Below are 20063 nucleotides of genomic sequence, written 5' to 3' on the forward strand. Positions count from 1 at the left end.
GAGGGATCGGCGTCAGCGATCGGGCTGCTCCATCCACCGGATCAGCGGCATCAGCGGGAAGATCCAGGCGATGCCGAGAATCGAGTAGATCACCGCCTGCACCGGCGCGGGCGTCTCCGCGATGCGGCTGTCGGCCAGGGCCATCGCCAGCGGGCCGTAGAGGCAGACGAAGGCGAGGATCACGAGGGTGCCGATCAGGGTTCGGGTGCGGCGGCGCATTGCTGTGTCCGTGGCCTCGCGGCCGGCGCTCCCGGCGCCGACCGGGGACGGCTACCGTCCTGTGGTCCGGTTGGCAACGCGCCCGCTGACGCGGGCTGCGGCGCCGGCGCCGTTGCTGGGCGGTCGGACATCCCCTAACCCGAAGGCGGCGGCCGGGGCATCCCGGCATCCGCGGAAGGGACGGGCATGGACATGAGTGGCGCGGGCGACCGGCGGTCGGGGGCGGTGCGAACCTGGCTCTACGTGGTCGCGGCCATGGTCGTCGCCATGGTGGCGGTCGGCGGCGCGACGCGTCTGACCGGGTCCGGCCTGTCGATCACCGAGTGGCGCCCCGTCACCGGGGCGATCCCCCCCCTCACCGAGGCCGACTGGGCCGCCGAATTCGCCAAGTACAAGGACACGCCGCAATACAACATCCTCAACCAGGGGATGGGGTTGTCCGCGTTCAAGGTCCTGTATGGCTGGGAATGGGGCCATCGCGTCCTCGGCCGGCTCATCGGCCTCGTGTTCTTCCTGCCGCTGATCGTGTTCTGGTGGCAGGGCCGGATCAGCCGGCGTCTCGGATTCGGGCTGCTCGGCCTCGGCGTGCTCGGCGGCCTTCAGGGCGCCATCGGCTGGATCATGGTCGCTTCGGGCCTCCAGCCCGGCATGACCGCGGTGGCCCCGCTCAAGCTCGCCCTGCACCTCACCACCGCCAGCCTGATCCTGGCCGGCCTCGTCTGGCTGGCGGCGGGCGAGCGCCGCGGCGTCCTGGCGCCGGTCCCGGCACGCCTGCAGGCGACCGCGGTGGTGCTCCCGATCCTGGTGCTGGTGCAGATCTTCCTCGGAGGGCTTGTCGCCGGCTCCCATGCCGGCCTCGTCTTCAATACCTGGCCCACCATGGACGGCGCTTTCGTGCCGCCGCTGGACAGCCTGTTCGCGATCCGGCCCTGGATCGAGAACTTCGTCGACAACCACGCCCTGGTTCAGTTCGACCATCGGGTGACGGCCTATCTGGTCCTGGTCGTGGCGATCCTTCACGCCATCGACGCCCGCCTCACCGGGCCGGCGAACGCGGCCGGCCGCGCCAACGGTGTCGTGATCCTCGTTCTCGCCCAGATGGCGCTGGGAATCGCGACGCTGCTCCTCGCCGTTCCGCTCTGGGCGGCGCTCGCGCATCAGGTGCTGGCTATGGCCGTGCTGACGATGGCGACAGTCCATGCCCGGATCAGCCGGGGATCCGGCGTAGTGATGCCGGCGGCCGCGGAGCCGCCCCTGGGGTTCGAGGGGCTGGCGAGAGGCCGGATCTAGGCTATCGTGCGGTGCGGCCATCGTGCTGCGCTGCACGAGACTTTTACCGCTTTTAGTGGAACCTTGGGATAACTCCGCATCAGCAATCTGCACGGGGAACGACTTAGACTTCTCAAGCTTTATGCTGCAAGCGTTGCAGGAGGCTTCAAGATGTCTCTCGCGGAAGATGGCCGACCCCTCTCCCTGACCTGGCACTACACGCCGCGGGAGATCGTGGCGGATGGCGTGATCCAAGGCCTCGGCGTTCTCCTCGGTTTCGCCGGCGCGGTAGCCCTGGTGGCAACGGCGGTCACCACACATCTCGGCCTCGGCGAGCGGGCGGCGGTCGTCGTCTACGCCGCGGCACTGGTCCTGATGCTCGGCGTCTCTGCCCTCTACAACCTGTACCCCGTGAGTCCGCGCAAATGGCTGCTCCGCCGCGCCGACCACGCCCTGATCTACCTGATGATCGCCGGCACCTACACGCCGCTGGTCGCCCTCGTGGGGTCGGGGATCCGAGCCTATGCGCTGCTGGCGATCATCTGGGTGGTGGCGCTGATCGGGATTGCGGTGAAGCTCCTCTTGCCGGGCCGGTTCGATCGGCTGTCGATCGGCCTCTACCTGCTGCTGGGCTGGAGCGGCCTGCTCGCGTACGAATCCGTCATCGCAGCGCTCCAGCCCACGGCTCTGTGGCTGTTGGGCATCGGCGGGGCGCTCTACTCCATCGGTGTGATCTTCCACATCTGGCGGACCCTGCCCTTCCAGAACGCGATCTGGCACGGCTTCGTCCTGGCCGCGGCGGCCTGCCATTACGGGACGATCTGGGCCAGCCTGAACGGCGCACCGCTGACCTAGGGCAGGATCGGTTGCGGCCTCGCACGTAAAACTCCGCTTACCGTCCCGACCGAAAGGTCGAGCCCCCCGATCCTGCTTTAAGTGTCCCGCGACCGCCGGTGGATCATAACCTGGGAACTTATATTTCCGGGAGCTGAACCGTGGTCCCGAAGTCGAACGCCTCTGGCAGTGCTGAGCGTTACCGGATCCTTCACTTGTTCCGGGCGCCCGTAGGCGGCCTGTTCCGGCACGTAATGGATCTCGCCCGCCTGCAGGCCGCCGCGGGCCATCAGGTCGGGATCGTCTGCGACGCCACCACCGGCGGCGAGCGCGCCGCGGGAGCCCTGGCGGATCTGCTGCCGATCCTGGATCTCGGCCTCCTCCGCATACCCATGCGCCGCAATCCGCATCTGTCGGACTGGTCCTGCCTCCGGAACGTCGCACAACGGGCTGCCGCGGTCGGCGCGGAGGTGCTTCACGGTCACGGCGCCAAAGGCGGTGTGTATGCACGCCTTGCTGGGGCGGGACCGGCGATCCGCGCGTACACCCCGCATGGCGGCAGCTACAATTACCGTCCGGGCACTGGGCTCCACCGTCTCTACATGGGGGCCGAGGCGATGCTGGCCCGCCGCACCGACGCGTTCCTGTTCGAAAGCGAGTACGTCGCCGGCCGGCACCGGCGCTTCGTCGGCGGCCCCGAGCGTGTGACGCGGATCGTGCACAACGGTATCGCCGAGGCCGAGTTCGCGCCCCTGGACCGCGTCGCGGAGCCCTTCGACCTGCTCTATGTCGGCGAGCTGCGGGAGGCCAAGGGTCTGCCCTATCTGCTCGAAGCCCTGGTCCGGCTCCGCGCCGAGGGCCGGGCGCTGCGCCTGCTGATGGTCGGCTCGGGCCCGGATGCCCAGAGCCTCCGCGAGACCGTGGCACGCCTCGGTCTCGCCGACGCGGTGGCATTCGAGCCGCCCCAGGCGATTCGCTCCGTCCTCGCCCGCGGACGGATCCTGGTCGTCCCGTCGCTGGCGGAATCGCTGCCCTACGTCGTGCTGGAAGCCGCGGCGGCGGCGCAGCCCCTGGTCGCCACCCGAGTCGGCGGCATACCGGAGATCTTCGGTCCGGCCGCATCCGATCTGGTCTCGTCCGGGGATGCGGGCGCGCTCGCAGACGGCATCCGGCGCGTCCTCGACGCCCCACCCGATGTGCTCGCCGCCCGGACGCAGAGCCTCAGCGCATCGATCCGGCAGCGCTTCTCGCTGGAGCGCATGGGCAGCGAGGTGATCTCCGGCTACGCCGCGGCCTTCGAGGCCCGCGCGCAAAGCCGCAAGCCTGCCCCCGGTGAGATCGCCGGAGCCCGGACCGCCTGAGCTCGGTCGCAGGGACGTGATGCGCCGGGGCTTGTGCGTCGCAGTGGAAAAGGCGGCGACAGCCTCGCCCTTAAGTCTTCAATCAATGCCCCGTGCCAAGCTCCGTTCGAAGTGGCGGCTGCAGGGCTCGGGGGGAGCCGATCGATGAGCGCGTTCGATATTCGCGATCTTCTCGACGCCGCCGTGCCGATGGAGGCCTCTTCGGCGCCGGCTCGCGACAGCGTCCCCCTCGCCGAGGCTGCGGTTCCCGGGCCCACGGCGATCTCGCCCGTCGTCGTGGCCGGGCTGGTGCGCGCGCTGGAATGCGCCTTGATCTTCGGCCTCGGCACGCTCCTGCACGTGCTGATGCTGCGCGGTCGCGTGCCGTTCGGTCTGACCTATGCGGGCGTCATCGGGATGATCGCCGTGACCACCGTGACGCTGATTCAGGCGTCCGGCGGCTATCGGATCGCCGCCTTCCGGAGCTTCTTCAGGACGGCGATCCGGCTGATCGTGGCGTGGTCGCTGACCTTTCTGATGGTCGCCACCGGCCTCGTGCTGGCCAAGGTGGCCGACCATTACTCGCGCCTCTGGCTGGGAACCTTCTTCGGCGCCGGACTCGCGATGCTGCTGGTCGGGCGCTTCGTCCTCTTCCGGATCATCGACGCCCAGACCCGGGCCGGTCGGTTCGACCGGCGCACCGCCATCGTGGGCGGCGGCCAGCCCGCGGAAGCCCTGATCGCCGCCCTGGAGACACAGAGCGAGAGCGGCATCCGCATTGTCGGCGTGTTCGACGACCGCAACGCCGATCGGTCATCGGACGTGGTGGCGGGGCATCCAAAGCTCGGCAATGTCGACGACCTCGTGGCCTATGCGCGGCACGCCCGGCTCGACCTGATCGTCTTCACGATCCCGATCACCGCGGAGGCGCGCATCCTCCAGATGCTCGCCAAGCTCTGGGTTCTGCCGATCGATATCCGGCTCTCGGCCCACGCCGCCAAGCTGCGCCTGCGTCCTCGCAGCTACTCGTATCTGGGCTCGGTTCCGGTGCTCGACGTCTTCGACAGGCCGATCGCCGATTGGGACGTGGTGGTGAAGGCGGTGTTCGATCGGTGCGTCGGTCTGATGATGCTTCTGGCGCTGTCGCCGCTCATGCTGGTGATCGCCCTCGCCGTGCGCCTGACCTCCCGCGGGCCGGTCCTGTTCCGGCAGAAGCGCCACGGCTTCAACAATGAGCTGATCGAGGTCTACAAGTTCCGCTCGATGTACGTGGATCAGTGCGACGCCGGCGCCGCCAGGATGGTCACGCGGGGCGATCCGCGCGTGACGCCGGTCGGCCGCTTCATCCGCAAGACCTCGCTCGACGAGTTGCCGCAGCTGTTCAACGTGCTGAAGGGCGACCTGTCGCTCGTCGGCCCACGCCCGCACGCCCTTCAGGCCAAGGCCGCCAACACGCTGTACGATCAGGTGGTCGACGGGTACTTCGCCCGCCACAAGGTCAAGCCCGGCATTACCGGCTGGGCCCAGGTCAACGGTTGGCGCGGCGAGACCGATACGTCCGAGAAGCTGCAGCGGCGCGTCGAGCACGACCTCTACTACATTGAGAACTGGTCGGTGCTGCTCGACCTGCAGATCCTGCTCACCACGCCCTTCGCGCTGTTCAAGACCGAGAACGCCTACTGAGCGGAGGGGCCGGCACCCGGACGGTGCCGGCCACGGGTGCCGCTACGGCAGGGCGCCCGCCTTCTCCTTGGCCTTCATGATCGTGTCGCGGCAGCCCTGAGCGTCCCCGGCCTTGTCCTGCTGGCTCGCCTGCGCGACGAGCTTCTTGGCCTCCTCGACACCCGCAGCCGTGGGCTTCACCGCGGCATCCGACTCGGTGAGCTTCGGAGGCGTGTCGAGCGCCTTGGGCGAGTTGGACGAGGTTGGGCCGCCGGGCGGCGTCTTGCCCGTCACTGCGACGGCGCCGGCGCTGTCGAGCCGCCTCTGCAGCGTAGAGACCTCGTCGGCGCACGGGGTCGCCAGGGCCGGCGTGGCGGCCGCCAGGGCCAGGGCTGCAACGGCGAAACGCATGATCATCAGGATGAAACTCCACGGTGTCGGATTGCGGCCGGCGCTGACATCCCGCTCCTGAGCGGATTGTGACGCGCCGGCGCGGCTACCGGGGAGACGCCGGGCAGACGGGCCCGTTCCCGAGACAGGAGGCCGCATGCAGGGCCGCGAAACGCGACGGGCGCCCCGCGCGGCCGGTCGGCCGCGGGAGGCGCCCGCTTCTGGACACCTGGGACGGATCAGTACTTCCGGATGATCGGCTCCGGCGACATCGGCACGGGGTCGGCACCGAAGGCGTAGCGGATGCCGGCGTAGACCGAGAACGGCTGCGCCAGGGTCGTGGTCCGCGGATCGCTGATCCGCAGGTTGCCGGCCACCGCGCCCGGCTCGGCAAAGGTGCCGAACGTGGCGTAGCGGTTGTTGGTCAGGTTGGTGATCAGGCCGAAGACCTCGAGGTTCTTCGTCACCTGATACTTCGTCTGGAAGTTCAGCACGTAGTAGGGCGGCAGCTTCCGGTTCAGGTTCGACTCGTCGCCGCGGAAGTAGGACGAGGAGAAGGCCTGGAGGTAGAGGCCGAACTGCCAGTCGGGCGTGACGAAATAGTCGAACCCGGCCTTGATCTGATGGGTCGGCACCAGCGGCACGATGTTGCCCTTGCGGACCTGGATCGCGCCGTCATCCGCCAGCGGGTTGTTGGGCGACGACAGGGTGCCGTTGAACTGGAAGGTCGCATCCACCAGCGCGTAGTTGGCGTAGACCCGCAGGTAATCCGCCGTGTACTCGCCGCCGACCTCGATGCCCTGCCGCTGCGTCGACGGCACGTTGACGAAATAGGCGCGGGCGGTGTTGCCGGGGGTGGCCAGCGACAGGATGTCGTTGGCGAGGTCGGTGCGGAAGGCGCCGATCTTGTAGGTGATGATGCCGCCGTCATAGGTGTTCGGCAGCTGGCCGCGGAAGCCGACCTCGTAGGTCCGCCCGGTGACCTGCTTGAGCGGCGGGTCGGCCACCAGCGAGTTCGGCAGCAGGCACGGCCGGTCCGGGTTGGCACAGGCCAGTTCCAGCGGGGTCGGGGCGCGGTTCGACTCCGAGTAGCTGCCGTAGAGGTTCAGCGCGTCGAAGAACCGGTAGGTCAGGCCGGCGACCGGGTTGATCTTGTTGAAGTAGTGCGTGCCGGTCACGTCCGGCGAGAAGCCGGTCAGATCCTCGCTCTGGATGCGCGCGAAGTTGAGCCGGGCACCGGCGGTCAGCGACAGCCGGTCGGTCACGTCGAGCGTGTCGAGGGTGTAGAGGCCCATATAGAGGTTGGAGCCGTTGACCGAGCTCGGCGCGATGCCCAGCGCGCCCGCGGTCCGCAGCTGCGGCGTGCCGAGGCCCGGGATGTTGCCGTAGAACGGGTTGCTCGGATCGGTGGTGATCGACAGGTTCGGGTTGATCACGCCCAGGGTGCTGGACGACTTGAACGAGTAGTTGGCCGCGTCGATGCTGCCGCCGACCACGAACGTGTTGGACAGGCCGAAGATCCGGTCGCGGTTGGCCGCCTGCAGCGAGCCGCCGAAGCCGGTGGCTTCCGTCCGGGTCGTGTCCAGCGTGCCGTACGGGATGCCCGCCCGGAACGGGATCCGCTGGTTCTGCTGGCCCAGGATCAGGAACTGGTTGCGGAAGGCGTTCTGCGACTGGCCGGCAGCCGGGCTGAAGCCGTCATCCTCGAAGCAGAGATTCCCGCGGAAGCTCGACCGTGTACTGCAATTCTCGAAGTTGCCGTCGTTGCCGTCGACGTAGGTCTGGCTGAAGCGGCGGAAATAGGCGTTGCCGGCGAGATCCCAGGTCGGCGAGATGTCCACCCGGCCGGTGAGCTGGAGGGTGCCGACCTCGGTGGTGGTGGTCTGCGGGTAGGTGAAGATCGCCCGCGGGTCGCGGTGGGTGAAGTCCACCGGGGTCGCGGCGGCGGCGCCGTAGAAGCTGCGGGCGGCGAGCCCGATCAGGTGGAACTCCGAATCCTGGGAGCGGTAGCCGATGTCGCCGTAGATCCGGCCGATCGTGCTCGGGCTCTCGTAGCGCCAGCCGCGGTCGTTCAGGCCGTCGCCGGTGAAGTAGACGCTCCAGGGGCCGGAGACCTTGCCGTATTCGAGGTAGCCGGCGGTGCGCGCGTCCGAGCCGCCCCAGGCCGAGATCTCGGTCCCCTGCCAGGTGAAGCCGTTCTTCATCTGGATGTTGACCGCGCCGCCCAGCGCGTTGAGGCCGAAGACCGGGTTGCCGGTGACGACGTCGATCCGCTGGATCGCCTGCGGGGGGATCAGGTCGAAATTGACGATGTCGCCGAAGGCTTCGTTGATGCGCACGCCGTTCTGGTAGACGGCGAGTCCCTGCGGCACGCCCTGGACCGGCGAGGCCGTGAAGCCGCGATAGGTGATGTCGACGCGGTTGTTGTTGCCCTGCGAGTCGGAGACGTTGATGCCGGGGGTGCGCCGGGCCAGCGTCGTGGTCAGGTTGTTGCTGGCGCGATCAATCGTGAGATCGCTGGCGGTGACCGACTCGACGGTGCTGGGGATCTTGTAGAGGGGCTGCTCGGAGCCGCGCAGCCGCGTTCCGATACTCGGTCCCACCGAACCCGCCGGCGGCACCGGGCCGGGCCCGTTGAAGATCTGCGCCTGGCTCGAATTGCCGCCGCCGGACCCGACCGGCGACGTCGAGACGACGCTGATCTCGCCGAGCGTCACCGATTGCTGAGCCTGCACGGCGGTGGGGAGAACCGTCCCCGCCAGGACCGATGCTGACGCGACCAGGCTGCTCCGAAGCGCCCGAAGTGACATCCCCAACCCCCTCAAGACCGAACACATGCTCGTGACTTCCGAGCTTGGGTCTCTCTTGGCGGGTGCCGGGGACGCACACAATTGGTTCAAGAACACGCGAGCCGCGTTTCGGCTCTATTTCCGGTCGGAGCCAAGCTAAGCCGTCACGACGTGGTGAAACGGCAACAGTTTCGATAACGATCTCAGAGGCTTAGGGACGTTTCGGCAATGTGCCCGGGATGAATCGGCAAGAGGAGGCCGAACGCTGTCAGAGTCGCGCCTGGATCAGGCGGGCGAGCTCGCCGAGCCGCTGCTCCAGCAGCTGCGGAACCTCGCAGACATAGGTCAGTGACTGGCTTCGCTCCTGGAAGATCCGGCGATCCCAGGCGAACTTCGTCTCCAGCTCGGACTGGTCCTTGGGAAGCTCGGTGGCGTCCGAGGCGCTCGGCGCGTCCTTCACCTGGCTGATCTTGTCGGCCTCGTCGCGGATCCGCTCGGCCATCCGGCGCTGCCCCTGCGCGTAGCGCGCGATGCCGCTGACCACCTTGTCCCGCTCGCCGTTCAGCACCTCGAACACGCCCGCGAAGACGCGCGTCAGGGCCTTGTCCTTCGCGTCCTTGTCGGACCCGAATTTCTCCACGAACGTGTCGAGGAGCGGCCCGACCTGCGACAGGTCCGTGCGCCGGGAGGCGATTTTCTGCGCCAGGACCGCCGCATCGTTGTCGCTGCCCCAATCGCCGGCCGCCGCGACGTCCGGTCCGGTCCAGAACTGGCCGGCGCTCAGGGTGGCGACCTTGCGCTGGACGCAGGGCCAATTCGGGTCCGGCTTCGGCTGAGCCAGGGCGGGGCCGGAGAGAAAGGCCAGCCCCAGCACCGGGCCGAGGATGCGGGTGAGGAGGACGTTCATCAGGCAGGCTCCATCAGGTGTTGTCGCCGGCCGGGCCGCCGCGCCGGGCCATGATGCCGCGACCGGGATCGTAGGCGACCACCGCCATGCCGAAAAAGGCGAGCCCCACGCCCACCACCACGGCGCAGGCGACCGGCTCGAACTGGACGTAGAGGGCGTAGCGGACGAGCTGGACCGCGTGGCTGAACGGGTTCAGCTCACAGATCCAGTACAGGGTCTCCGAGGATTCCCGAATCCGCCACAGGGGATAGAGGGCCGAGGAAGCGAAGAACATCGGGAAGATCACGAAGTTCATCACGCTGGCGAAGTTCTCGAGCTGGCGGACCAGCGAGGACAGGAACAGCCCGATCGCCCCGAGCATGAGCCCGGTGGCCAGGAATGCCGGGAGCGCCGTGAGGTAGCCGAGCACCGGGATGTCGCTTTCCCAGAAATAGGCCACGGCGAGGAACGCGTAGGCCTGCACGATCGAGACGGCGACGCCGGCGATCAGCTTGGCAAGCAGCAGCAGCCAGCGCGGATAGGGCGAGGTCAGCAGCACCTTCATCGAGCCGACTTCGCGGTCGTAGACCATCGACAGGGACGACTGCATGCCGTTGAACAGCTGGATCATCACGGCGAGGCCCGGCACCACGTAGACCTCGTAGAGCACGTAGGTCTGGTAGGGCGGCTCGATGGACACGCCGAGCGTGTTGCGGAAACCCGCCGCGAAAATGAACAGCCAGACCAGCGGCCGGACCAGCGCCGAGAAGAACCGCTCCTTCTGATTGAAGAAGCGCAGCAATTCGCGGCGGACGATGCCGCCGAGGCAGATCAGGTAGCCCACCGCGTCGAGGCGACCGATCCGTTCCGTCTGGCTCCGCGGCGGGGCGGCGCCGATCCGTGTGGCGAGGGGTGTCGGATGGGTCATGCCGCCGCCCTCCCCGGTTCGGCCACGAGGCGGCGGAACGCGTCGGCGAGCGCCTCGCCGGGCATGCCGATCTCGCCGGCCCGTCCCCGGGCGACGATCCGGCCCCGGTGCAGGACCACCGCATCGTCGTCGTCCGCGATCTCCTCGAAGATGTGGGTTGCCCAGAGCACCGACAATCCCTCCTCCCGCACCAGGGCGCGGACGATCGCCACGATGTCGGCCCGCGACTCGAGGTCGAGTCCGACGGTGGGCTCGTCGAGGAGCAGCAGGTCCGGGCGATGGATCAGCGAGCGGGCGATCTCGATGCGGCGCGACTGCCCGCCCGAGAGCGTGCGCACCTTGTCGTGGCGCCGATCCGCCAGACCGACGCGATCGAGGAGTTCGCCGACCCGGACCTTGGCGGCGGTGCGGGTGATGCCGTGCAGGCTCGCATGGTAGAGAAGGTTCTGCTCGACGGTGAGATCGGTGTCGAGGGTGCGGGCCTGGAACACGACGCCGAGTCGCGCCAGCGCCCGGGACGGCTCGCGATCGAGGGCGTGGCCGAAGATCGAGACCCTCCCCGTCTGGTTGTTGTAGAGCCGGGTGATGACCGAGAACAGCGTCGTCTTGCCGGCGCCGTTCGGCCCCAGCAGCGCGGCAAAGTGCCCGCGCTCCACCGTGATCGAGACGTCGTCCAGCGCGGCGCGGGCGCCGAACCGGTGGCCGACATGCTCGATCAGGAGGGCCGCCGCCTCGGATGCGCTCATCGGCCCAGGACCTTCCGGGCGTCGGCCACGGCGTCGAGGCACTCGTCGAACTCGCCCTCCTTCTGCTCCCGCTCGGCCACCCGCAGGGCCTTCTTGAGCTTCGGCACGGCCGCCTCCGGCGGATTCAGCGCAAGGGCGTCGCGGATCATCGTGATGCCTTCGGCACAGGCGGAGGCATCGTCGGCCGCGAAAGCCGGACCGGCAGCGAGGAGGCAGGCGGAGAGCAGGAGGATGCGCATCACTTCACCGTCAGCGTGCCGGTCATGCCCTTGGATTCCAGGCCGCGCGCCGCCCAGGTGTAGGTGCCGGGCTTGATCGCCACGAACTCGATGGCGATCTCGCCGGGATCGTCGAACTCCAGGTGATCGGGCGGTCCGCCGCCGTGGATCTCCTTGTGCTCGATCACGATCTGGTTGAACCAGATGTAACGGAAGAACTCAGGCGCGTAGAACTTGTATTCCTGGCGCCCCTTGGCGACGATCCGCAGCCGGTAGGCCTTGCCGGATTCCAGGGTGATGTCCTTGTTCTCGACCACGAAGTCGTTGCCCTGATCGTCGCCCAGGACGAGGTCGGGCAGGTTCTCCCGTTTCTTGGTCAGGTCGAGGGCACTCGCCGGGGATGCGGCGAGCAGCCCTGCCAGGCCGAGGGCCGCCGTTCGAAACATGCGCGTCATGTCGTGTTCCACCCTAGGGCCGCTTCGCACGCGGCCGTCCTCGCTTGGCGCCCGGAGGTCGCGCGGATCAGTTCGGCGAGATCGCCACGCCCCAGGGCAGGAGCCCGACCGGGATGCTCTTCACCACCTTCTCGGCGGCCACGTCGATCACCGAGACGTCGTTCGAGGTGCCGTTCGTGGTGAACAGCATCTTCTGGTCCGGCGTGAAGGCCAGTTGCCAGACGCGCTGGCCGACCGGCAGATACTTCTCGACCTCGTAGGTCTTGGCATCGATCACCGCGACGCGGTTGGCCGGACCCAGGGCGACGAAGGCCTTGCTGCCGTCCTTGGTGATCCGGATGCCCACCGGCTGGATCGCCTCGTCGTTCACGCTCGGGATCTTGAAGGTGATCTTCTTGATCACCCGGCGCTGCGCCACGTCGATGACGCTCACCGTGCCGCCGACCTCAGCCGAGACCCACAGGTACTTTCCGTCGGCGGTGAACTCGGCGAAGCGCGGCCGGGCATCGACCAGCACGTTGTCGATGACCTGGAAGGTCTTCGTGTCGATGAAGTGGGCCATGTTGGTGGTTTCGGAGGTGTTGACCAGGACCTTGCCGTCCGGCGACAGGCCCATCCCCTCCGGCTCGACACCCACCGGCACCTCGGCAAGCACCTTGTTCTTCTCGATGTCGATGATCGTGACCTGGCTGTCGTCCTCGTTGGCGACGTAGAGCGGGTTGCCGGAGGCATCGAGGATGAACTGCTCCGGATCCGGCCCGGAGCGCAGCGAGCGCACCACCTTGCCGGAACTCGTATCGAGCACGTCGATCCGGTCGTCGTCGCTGGCGCAGACGTACACCTCCTTGCCGTCCTTGGAGACGGTCACGCCGCGCGGGCGCCGCCCCACCTTCCAGGTCGCCGTCACCGCCATCGTGTTGGTGTCGATGACGCTGACCGAGTTGCCCTTCTCGTTCGTGACGTAGGCGGTGAAGGCGGCGGCCGGACCGCACAGGGCGAACCACGCCCCAAGGGCGATCCCACTCAGACATGCCTCGACGGGGCGGCTCATCCCAATTCCTTCCCTTGCGGCTTCCCGGCGTCCTCGGCGGACGTTCTCTCCGGTGGTTTGTAGTGCGATTCCCGCGCGTTGCGAGGGCCTTGGCCGCTCTCCATCGCCGCAGGCCGCGGGCCTACTTGAATTTGCAGGTGGTCTCCGGGAGGTCGACGCCCAGCGTGTCGAGGGGCGTGCGCTGGTGCAGGAAGCCCTGCTCGGGCGCGACGGAGACCAGCGCCTTGGGCTGCACGACGATGATCGCTTGGCGCAACTGATGGTCCCAAGGCCGGAAACTCAGCGGCACGCCCTTGTAGGCCGGAAGGGTGAAGGCGGGATCGACGAGGTACGGGGCGATCACGGCCGGATCGTTGGTCTTCTTCGCCGTGACGGCTTCGCCGACTGTCCGCACCGCCGCCCAGGCTTGGTAATCCAGCGGGCGCATCAGCCGCGATGCGAGCCGGCGGAAGCGGTTCTGGGCCTGCGCGGCGCCCCAGGTCTCCAGGACCGGCGACCACGTCGTGGGCGTCAGCGCCTGCGTTCCGCCGACGGGCCGCGGATCGACGGTGCGGTAGGGAACGTAGTCGCCCCAGTCGCCCTCCTCATCCGCCACGACGGCCATGTCGTAGTCGAGGCCCCGGGTGAAGACCATCGCCTCGGCCCGGGTCGGCGTGTCGCCGCGCGCCTTGGCGAGCGGGCCGAAGGTCCAGGGCTTCTCGGCGGTGATCTTCAGCGCGAATTTCCGCGCCGAATTGCGCATCGCGTCGGCGTAGGCCTTGTCGGCCTCGGTCGGGCCGACGATCAGGAAGAGCTTCCGCCAGCGCATCACGGTCAGGTACTGCGCCAGGGCATCGGTCAGCATCGCCCGGGACGGCAGGATGTGGAACACGTTGGCGCGGCAATCGGCGCCGCGCAGACGGTCGTCGGCAGCCCCCGCGTTGAGGATGACGGCCCCCGTGTCCTTGATTGCGTCCGCGACCGCCAGGACGGAATCTGCGGGGAGCGCCAGGACGAGGTAGCGGACGCCGTTGCCGATCAGCGTCTTGGCGGCCGCCACGGCGTCCGGCTTGTCGTCCGTCAGCGCCACCTCGTCGAGGACGTAGGACTGCTTGGTGAAACGGCCGGTGGTGTTGTTGTCGGCGATGCCCATCTTGGCGCCGGCCAGGCCCTCGTCCTCGGGCGCCGCCTCAGCATCGTAGGAGGACGGCGCAGGCTGCGGCCGGTAGATCAGGCCGATATGGGTCTCGATCCCCTGCGGGGCCGCGTGCTGGGCCGGTTGCGCCGCCGCAGCCGGGGCTTGGTCCTCGGCCCATGCCGACGGCGGAGCCAGGGCCAGCGCGACGAGGGCAGCGCGCAGCCAAGCTGGGCGCGTCGGAGGCCGGAAGACGGTGTCGGGTGCAGGATGATGCATGTGGGCGGCCTCTATCAGCTTCCGCTCTGGCCGCTCAACCGCGGCGTGTCGTCCCGACGTTCACGTTGCCGTCGTGGGATAGGTGGACGCGGAAGTACATTGCCAAATTGTCCCTTCGCCCGACCTATGGCGGGAACGACGCCGCCGATACGGGCGGCCGAACGCCTCGAGAGGAAGCTCCCGCCGATGCGCCTGACGTCTCTCCGCGCCGCGATTGCCTGCAGTTTCGTGGCGCTCTCGGCCGCCCTGCCCGGCGCGGCCAGCGCCGCCGAGAAGGCGGCCGTGTTTCCGGTCGAACTCTTCGATCCCGGCGCCTCCTATGGAACCCGGACGCGGCCGGTCGATGCGCGGAAACTCACACTCGTCACGGACGAATTGCGCAACGCCCTCCGTGACAGGGCCGGGCTGGAGATCGTCGATACCGCATCCAAGGCCGACGTCGTCGCCAAGGAGGGGCCGCTCTACAAATGCAACGGCTGCGCGGCGGACATCGCCAAGAGCCTGGGTGCGGACCTCGTCGTGACCGGTTATGTGGAGAAGGGGTCCGGTCAGATCTTCAACCTGAGCGTCACGATCGCCGAGGCCGATACCGGCAAGGCGGTGCGCGGCGGCCAGGTGACGATCCGCGCCGACACCGACGATACCTGGGCGCACGCGATGCGCTGGGTGGTGAAGAACCGCCTGCTCGCCGAGCCGCTGCCCGGGAAGTCCTGAGACGGTCCGTTCAAGTCCGAGTGTTTCGTGCCCACGTTTTCAACCCAGCAAGATCCTCTGCCCCGGCTCCTCGTCAGCGTCCGCGATCCGGCTGAGGCCGAGGCCGCTCGCCTTGCGGGTGCCGACCTGATCGATGCCAAGGATCCGGAGCGCGGGGCGCTCGGCGCCCTGGACGACGGGATCGTGCGGGAGATCGTCGCCCGCGTGTCCGGCGGTGCCGCGACGAGTGCGGTGGCCGATCCCGCGGTCCGATCCGTGGCCGCCCTGGCGCAGACCGGCGTCGACTGGGTGAAGGTGGGCATCGCGCCAGCCCTGCTCCGGGATCCGTCGGCCCTGGTCGACCTTGTCGCGGCGGCACCGCGGCGGCTGATCGCCGTGCTGTTCGCCGAGGACGGCACGACGGCCCCGCATGTGCCCGCACTCGCAGCCGCCGGCTTCGCGGGCGCCATGGTCGATACCGCAGGGAAGACCGGCGCCCGCCTGCCCGATCTCGCCGCTCCCGCGGATCTCTCGGCCTTTACCGCCGCCTGCCGGGTGCACGACCTGATGAGTGGCCTCGCCGGGTCGCTCCGGGTGATCGACATCCCGGTTCTGTGCGCATACCGGCCGGATTATCTCGGCTTCCGCGGCGGCCTGTGCCGGGACTTCGACCGCCGCAACGGCATCGATCCCCTGCGCGTGGCCGAGGCGCTGCGCGCCCTCCGGCCGAGCCGGCAGGACGCGGCGTGACCACCGTCATCAAGATCGGCGGCAGCCTCGAAGCGGATCCGCATCGCCGCCGCGCCCTGCTGACGGCGATCGGCGACGGGGCGCACGGGCGCTGCATCGTGGTCCCGGGCGGCGGCGCCTTCGCCGACGCCGTCCGTGCCGCGCAGGCACGGGAGCGGTTCGGCGATGCGGAGGCCCATCGCCGGGCCCTCGATGCCATGAGCGACGCGGCCGGAATCTTCCGCGGGATCGAGCCGCGTCTGGCGCAGAGCCTGGAGCCCTGGGCGGAGACCGCGCCCGCCCGGATTCGGGTTTGGAATCCGCGCGGCCTGCGCGGCGGCCAACCGGACATTCCGGAAACCTGGGACGTGACCTCGGACAGCCTCGCCCTCTGGCTCGCGACGCGGATCCGGGCCGAGCGCTGCGTCCTGGTGAAATCCATCGATGTACCGCAGGGCCGGGATCCCGTCGCGCTGGCGCAGGAGGGGATCGTGGATGGCGCCTTCCCGGGCTTCGCCGCCAAGTTCGAGGGGGCGATCGAGATCTGGGGCCCGCAGTGCCGCGTTGCGGTCGAGACGAGGACGGCCGCGTGAGCACCCCCGAGCACATCGTCTTCGTCACCGGCCGTCTGGCCCGGGCGCGGCTCGAGAAGGTCGCGGCGGGGCTGCCGGAGAATCTGCACTGGAGCATCGCGGATGCCGGCGTGAAGGTCGCGGCGCTGATGACCGAGGAGATCATCCGCCGACGGATCGTCCTCCCCGAGGGCGCCACCCGGATCATCCTTCCGGGCCGGTGCCGGGCCAACCCGGAGCATCTCGCCGCCCATTTCGGTGTGCCCGTGGAGCGGGGACCCGACGAGGTGGTCGACCTGCCGGCCTGGCTCGGCCTGACCGCGCGCAAGGTCGATCTGTCCCGGCACGACCTCCGGATCTTCTCGGAGATCGTGGATGCGTCGAAGATGAGTGTCGCGCAGATCGTCGCCAAGGGCCTCGATCTCGCCCAGCGCGGCTCGGACGTCATCGATCTCGGCGGCTTGCCCGACACTCCGTTTCCGCATCTCGAGGAGTCCGTCCAGGCCCTCAAGGGCGCAGGCCTGAAGGTCAGCGTCGATTCCTTCTCCCGCGAGGAGCTGGTCCGGGGCGCCGGGGCCGGCGCCGACTTCCTGCTGAGCCTGAATGAGGAGACCCTCGATCTCGCCTTCGAGACCGACGCGGTGCCGATCCTCGTGCCCCTGCGGCCGGACGACCTGCCCTCCCTGGATCGCGCGATCGAGCGCATGCTGAAGGCGGGACGCCCCTTCCTCGCCGATCCGATCCTGGAGCCGATCCATCACGGCTTCGTCGATTCGATCGCGCGCTACCGCGACACCCGCGCCCGCTGGCCCGAGATCGACATGATGATGGGCACCGGCAATCTCACCGAGCTGACCGAGGCCGATTCCCTCGGCGTCACCGCGCTGCTCGTCGGCATGTGCTCGGAGCTGTCGATCGGCAACGTGCTGATCGTGCAGGTCTCCAACCACACCCGGCGCACCGTCGAGGAGCACGACGCCGCCCGACGGGTCATGTACGCGGCCAAGGCCGATTCCGCGCTGCCCAAGGGATACGGTCGGGCGCTGCTTGCCCTCCACGACAAGCGCCCGTTCGTGCAGACGGCCGACGAGATCGCCCAGGCCGCCGCGGAGGTGCGCGACCCGAATTACCGGATCGTGACCGCCGAAGACGGGATCCACCTCTACAATCGCGACATCCACAGGGTCGGCACCGACGCGATGGCCTTCTTCCCCGAACTCGATGTGGCTAGCGACGGCGCCCACGCCTTCTATCTCGGCGCCGAACTGGCCAAGGCGGAGACGGCGTGGCGGCTCGGCAAGCGCTACGTCCAGGACGAAGCGCTCGACTGGGGCTGCGCCGCGGACGCCGACATCGAGGATGCCACCGCCTTCAAGAAGGCCGGCCATACCCGGCATTCGGGACCCGATGCGCCGCCACCGGGGACACGCGATGCCCGGCTGACCGGGCCCGAGGCCGGCGCAACGCCGCCCGAGACCATTCCCGAAGCCCAGGTGCGGGCCGAGGCCGCGCCCGAGCGTCCGCAGGACCCGCCGACGAAGCTGGTCTGCGGGCGCCTCGTCCCCGCCGACAAGGCGTGAGGCCATGCCGCTGATCCTCGAGACCATCGTCACGACCCTGTCCCCGGCGGGCGAACTGCACCTCGTTCCGTTCGGACTGATCGGCGAGGATGACGGCTACGTCCTCGCGCCGTTCCGGCCGTCGCCGACCATCGCCAATCTGGAGGCCAACCCCTGCTTCGCAGCCTCGAGCCCCCGCGACATCCGGGTGATCGCCGGCGCGGTGACCGGCCGACGCGAATGGCCGACGCTGCCCTGCACGGCGATCGAGGGCCGCCGCCTCGCCGACAGTTTCGGCCACGCGGAGTTCGCCGTCGCCGCCGTCGAGGCCCACGAGACGCGGCCGCGCTTCCGCGGCCGCATGGTCCACAGCGCCGCGCATCAGCCGTTCATCGGCTATAACCGCGCGCAGGCCGCCGTCCTCGAAGGCGCCATTCTTTCGACCCGGCTCCACATGTTGGAGCCCGATAAGGTGTTGACGGAGATGGCCTACCTCGCCATCGCCATCGGCAAGACCGCTGGACCGCGCGAGCGCGAGGCCTGGGGTTGGATCGAGGACAAGGTCGCGGCGGCGCTCGGCCCCGAGGCGCGCGTTCTCGATCGCGACGACCGCTGAGGGCGGGAGGAGAAGGACAAGATGAAGAAAATCACCCTGGCCCTGGCGGCCACGGCAGCCCTAGTGGCGGCTACCGCGCAGGCCCACGGCCCAACCCGGCGCAAGATCACCGAGTCGATCGAGATCAACGCCCCCGCCGACAAGGTCTGGGCCGTGCTCGGCGATATGAAGAATTCCGACTGGATGCAGAACGTCACCAAGACGGAGCTCAACGGCGATCCGGCCGGCAAGTTCAAGCGTGTCCTGACCCTGAAGAACGGCGATCAGATCCAGGAGACCAGCAACAAGTACAAGCCCGATGACAAGCTGTTCTCCTATTACATCGACAAGGTCGACGTGAAGGATCTTCCGGCGAACGACTACTCGGCGACGATCACGGTCGAGCCCGAGGGCAACGCCAAGTCGAAGGTCGAGTGGAAGGCGGCCTTCTATCGCGGCTACATGAACAACGATCCGCCGCCGGATCTGAACGACGAGGCTTCCGAGAAGGGCGTCGGCGACTGGATCAAGGCGAGCCTCGCCAACCTGAAGGCCAAGGTCGAGAAGGGCTCGTGAGCCTGTCTCGGGGCCGCGCGGCCCTCGCCGCCGGCCTCGTTCTCATCGCAACCGCCTCCCGAGCCGAACCGGCCCGGGAGGCCATCGTCACCGCGCAGCTCGGCGGCGCGGTCGAGATCGTCGATCTGGCCACCCGGACGGTGGTGCGCCGCATCCCCGTCGACGGGGCCCCGGCCGGGATCGCCCTGTCGCCCGATCGCCGGCGCGCCTACGTCACGCGTCCGGAGGGGCACGGTCTCGCGATCCTCGATCTCGATGCCGGCCGCGTCCTCGCCGAGGTGCCGCTGCCCGGCGGGCCGCTCGGCGTCGCGGCCGACCCGCGGGGCGGCACCGTCTACGTGGCCGACTGGTACGGGCACCGTCTGTTCGTGCTGACCGAGCGCGACGGTACGCTGGTCCCGGACGGCGAGATCGCGGTCGGCGCCTCGCCCTCGGGAATCGCCGTCAGCCCCGATGGCGGAACGCTCTATGTCGCCAACCGCGAGGCCGACACGGTCTCCGTCGTGGATACAGCGACCCGACGGGAGAGCTCCGTCATTCCCGTGGGGCAGCATCCGTTCGGCATCACCCTCGATGCCGCGGCCGGGCGCGCCTACACGGCCAATGTCACCGGGGACGATGTTTCGGTTCTGGATTTGAAGACCGGGCGCGAGATCGGCCGCGTGCCGACCGGCCGCCGGCCTTACGTGATCGCCCTCGCCGGCGGGCGCGGCTTCGTCACCGACCAATATGCCGGCAGCGTCACGGCGTTCGACCTCGCCACTCTGAAGCCGATCGCCGACGTCGATGTCGGCGATCATCCGGAAGGGATCGCCGCGGATTCGGACGGCCGCCTCTACGTGGCCAATTGGGGCGACAACACCCTGAGCGTCCTCGATTCCAAGACGCTCAAGGTGCTGGCGACCATCCCCACCGGCAACGGCCCGCGCTCGTTCGGCGCCTTCCTGCGCTGAGGCTCAGCCCATGCGGCGGTGCGGCGCCCGGCGGTAGGCCGCCCGGGCCATCACCAGCGCGCCGCCGATTTGCAGGAGGCCGGTCTCGCCGAGATCCGAGGGCGCGAAATGCGCCTGGATCAGCAGCCGCGTCAGCGCGTTCAGCGCGAGCAATGTCAGGCAGAAGGCTGCAGCGGCCAGCAGGCTGGCGACGAACTCGGGCATGA

The 20063-nt window shown here is 68.9% G+C and carries 22 protein-coding genes; 11 read left to right on the top strand and 11 right to left on the bottom strand.

Annotated elements, in window-relative coordinates; translation table 11 throughout:
- Positions 1-12: 12 nt before the first annotated feature.
- On the bottom strand, positions 13-219 hold the full coding sequence (locus P9K36_RS15110) for a DUF2842 domain-containing protein (RefSeq protein WP_043757845.1): 207 nt from the start codon (positions 217-219) through the stop codon (positions 13-15).
- A 186-nt stretch (positions 220-405) separates the two neighbouring features.
- Between P9K36_RS15110 and P9K36_RS15115 the strand changes: the two genes are divergently transcribed.
- The 4 genes from P9K36_RS15115 (at position 406) to P9K36_RS15130 (ending at position 5345) form a co-directional block, all read left to right on the top strand.
- Positions 406-1509, top strand: a complete 1104-nt coding sequence (locus P9K36_RS15115) for a COX15/CtaA family protein (RefSeq protein WP_043757847.1) — start codon at positions 406-408, stop codon at positions 1507-1509.
- Positions 1510-1659: 150 nt separating this feature from the next.
- Complete coding sequence (locus P9K36_RS15120) at positions 1660-2343, top strand: hemolysin III family protein (RefSeq protein ID WP_278307253.1); 684 nt, start codon at positions 1660-1662, stop codon at positions 2341-2343.
- Between the two features lie 140 nt (positions 2344-2483).
- The gene (locus tag P9K36_RS15125; RefSeq protein WP_043757850.1) at positions 2484-3683 is read left to right on the top strand and encodes a glycosyltransferase family 4 protein; all 1200 of its coding nucleotides are present in this window, start codon (positions 2484-2486) and stop codon (positions 3681-3683) included.
- A gap of 144 nt (positions 3684-3827) precedes the next feature.
- Positions 3828-5345: an undecaprenyl-phosphate glucose phosphotransferase gene (locus P9K36_RS15130; protein ID WP_043757853.1), complete on the top strand. Its 1518-nt coding sequence runs from the start codon at positions 3828-3830 to the stop codon at positions 5343-5345.
- Positions 5346-5387: 42 nt separating this feature from the next.
- Here P9K36_RS15130 and P9K36_RS15135 read toward each other — a convergent pair whose 3' ends face one another.
- From P9K36_RS15135 to P9K36_RS15175, 9 genes are all read right to left on the bottom strand, one after another.
- Positions 5388-5741: a hypothetical protein gene (locus P9K36_RS15135; protein WP_078947280.1), complete on the bottom strand. Its 354-nt coding sequence runs from the start codon at positions 5739-5741 to the stop codon at positions 5388-5390.
- Positions 5742-5953: 212 nt separating this feature from the next.
- Positions 5954-8524 carry a TonB-dependent receptor gene (locus P9K36_RS15140; RefSeq protein ID WP_043757855.1) on the bottom strand — a complete coding sequence of 857 codons (2571 nt, stop codon included), beginning with the start codon at positions 8522-8524 and terminating at the stop codon, positions 5954-5956.
- Positions 8525-8771: 247 nt separating this feature from the next.
- A complete protein-coding gene (locus P9K36_RS15145) occupies positions 8772-9410 on the bottom strand; it encodes a hypothetical protein (RefSeq protein WP_043348195.1) in 639 nt (212 codons plus the stop codon).
- 13 nt (positions 9411-9423) lie between these two features.
- Positions 9424-10317: an ABC transporter permease gene (locus P9K36_RS15150; RefSeq protein WP_043348198.1), complete on the bottom strand. Its 894-nt coding sequence runs from the start codon at positions 10315-10317 to the stop codon at positions 9424-9426.
- Positions 10314-11063 carry an ABC transporter ATP-binding protein gene (locus P9K36_RS15155; RefSeq protein WP_043757857.1) on the bottom strand — a complete coding sequence of 250 codons (750 nt, stop codon included), beginning with the start codon at positions 11061-11063 and terminating at the stop codon, positions 10314-10316. Before P9K36_RS15155 ends, P9K36_RS15150 begins: the two co-directional genes overlap by 4 nt.
- On the bottom strand, positions 11060-11302 hold the full coding sequence (locus P9K36_RS15160) for a hypothetical protein (RefSeq protein WP_043757860.1): 243 nt from the start codon (positions 11300-11302) through the stop codon (positions 11060-11062). The genes P9K36_RS15155 and P9K36_RS15160 overlap by 4 nt, the downstream gene beginning before the upstream one ends.
- Positions 11302-11736, bottom strand: a complete 435-nt coding sequence (locus P9K36_RS15165; protein WP_100793965.1) for a hypothetical protein — start codon at positions 11734-11736, stop codon at positions 11302-11304. Before P9K36_RS15165 ends, P9K36_RS15160 begins: the two co-directional genes overlap by 1 nt.
- Before the next feature lie 67 nt (positions 11737-11803).
- The gene (locus P9K36_RS15170; protein WP_043348205.1) at positions 11804-12787 is read right to left on the bottom strand and encodes a YVTN family beta-propeller repeat protein; all 984 of its coding nucleotides are present in this window, start codon (positions 12785-12787) and stop codon (positions 11804-11806) included.
- A gap of 121 nt (positions 12788-12908) precedes the next feature.
- Positions 12909-14180, bottom strand: a complete 1272-nt coding sequence (locus P9K36_RS15175; protein WP_043757863.1) for an ABC transporter substrate-binding protein — start codon at positions 14178-14180, stop codon at positions 12909-12911.
- Positions 14181-14366: 186 nt separating this feature from the next.
- On the opposite strand from P9K36_RS15175, the gene P9K36_RS15180 reads away from it, so the two are divergent.
- From P9K36_RS15180 to P9K36_RS15210, 7 genes are read left to right on the top strand one after another with little or no spacing between them, the layout of a single operon-like run.
- On the top strand, positions 14367-14894 hold the full coding sequence (locus tag P9K36_RS15180; RefSeq protein ID WP_043380837.1) for a DUF3280 domain-containing protein: 528 nt from the start codon (positions 14367-14369) through the stop codon (positions 14892-14894).
- Between the two features lie 27 nt (positions 14895-14921).
- Positions 14922-15623 (top strand): (5-formylfuran-3-yl)methyl phosphate synthase, encoded by a 702-nt coding sequence (locus tag P9K36_RS15185; protein WP_043757868.1) that lies wholly within the window; start codon positions 14922-14924, stop codon positions 15621-15623.
- Positions 15620-16195 carry a uridylate kinase gene (locus P9K36_RS15190; protein ID WP_043757870.1) on the top strand — a complete coding sequence of 192 codons (576 nt, stop codon included), beginning with the start codon at positions 15620-15622 and terminating at the stop codon, positions 16193-16195. Before P9K36_RS15185 ends, P9K36_RS15190 begins: the two co-directional genes overlap by 4 nt.
- Entirely contained in the window at positions 16192-17754 is a 1563-nt protein-coding gene (locus P9K36_RS15195; RefSeq protein WP_043757874.1) for a DUF6513 domain-containing protein, read from the top strand. Before P9K36_RS15190 ends, P9K36_RS15195 begins: the two co-directional genes overlap by 4 nt.
- A gap of 4 nt (positions 17755-17758) precedes the next feature.
- Positions 17759-18349: a DUF447 domain-containing protein gene (locus P9K36_RS15200; RefSeq protein ID WP_043757877.1), complete on the top strand. Its 591-nt coding sequence runs from the start codon at positions 17759-17761 to the stop codon at positions 18347-18349.
- 21 nt (positions 18350-18370) lie between these two features.
- Positions 18371-18904, top strand: a complete 534-nt coding sequence (locus P9K36_RS15205; RefSeq protein ID WP_043380734.1) for an SRPBCC family protein — start codon at positions 18371-18373, stop codon at positions 18902-18904.
- Positions 18901-19857 (top strand): YncE family protein, encoded by a 957-nt coding sequence (locus P9K36_RS15210; protein WP_043380736.1) that lies wholly within the window; start codon positions 18901-18903, stop codon positions 19855-19857. The genes P9K36_RS15205 and P9K36_RS15210 overlap by 4 nt, the downstream gene beginning before the upstream one ends.
- 3 nt (positions 19858-19860) lie before the next feature.
- Here the strand turns inward: P9K36_RS15210 and P9K36_RS15215 are convergent, their stop codons facing one another.
- Positions 19861-20061: a hypothetical protein gene (locus P9K36_RS15215; RefSeq protein ID WP_043757880.1), complete on the bottom strand. Its 201-nt coding sequence runs from the start codon at positions 20059-20061 to the stop codon at positions 19861-19863.
- Between the last annotated feature and the right edge of the window lie 2 nt (positions 20062-20063).

The organism is Methylobacterium sp. 391_Methyba4, assembly GCF_029691625.1.
GTDB lineage: Bacteria > Pseudomonadota > Alphaproteobacteria > Rhizobiales > Beijerinckiaceae > Methylobacterium > Methylobacterium fujisawaense.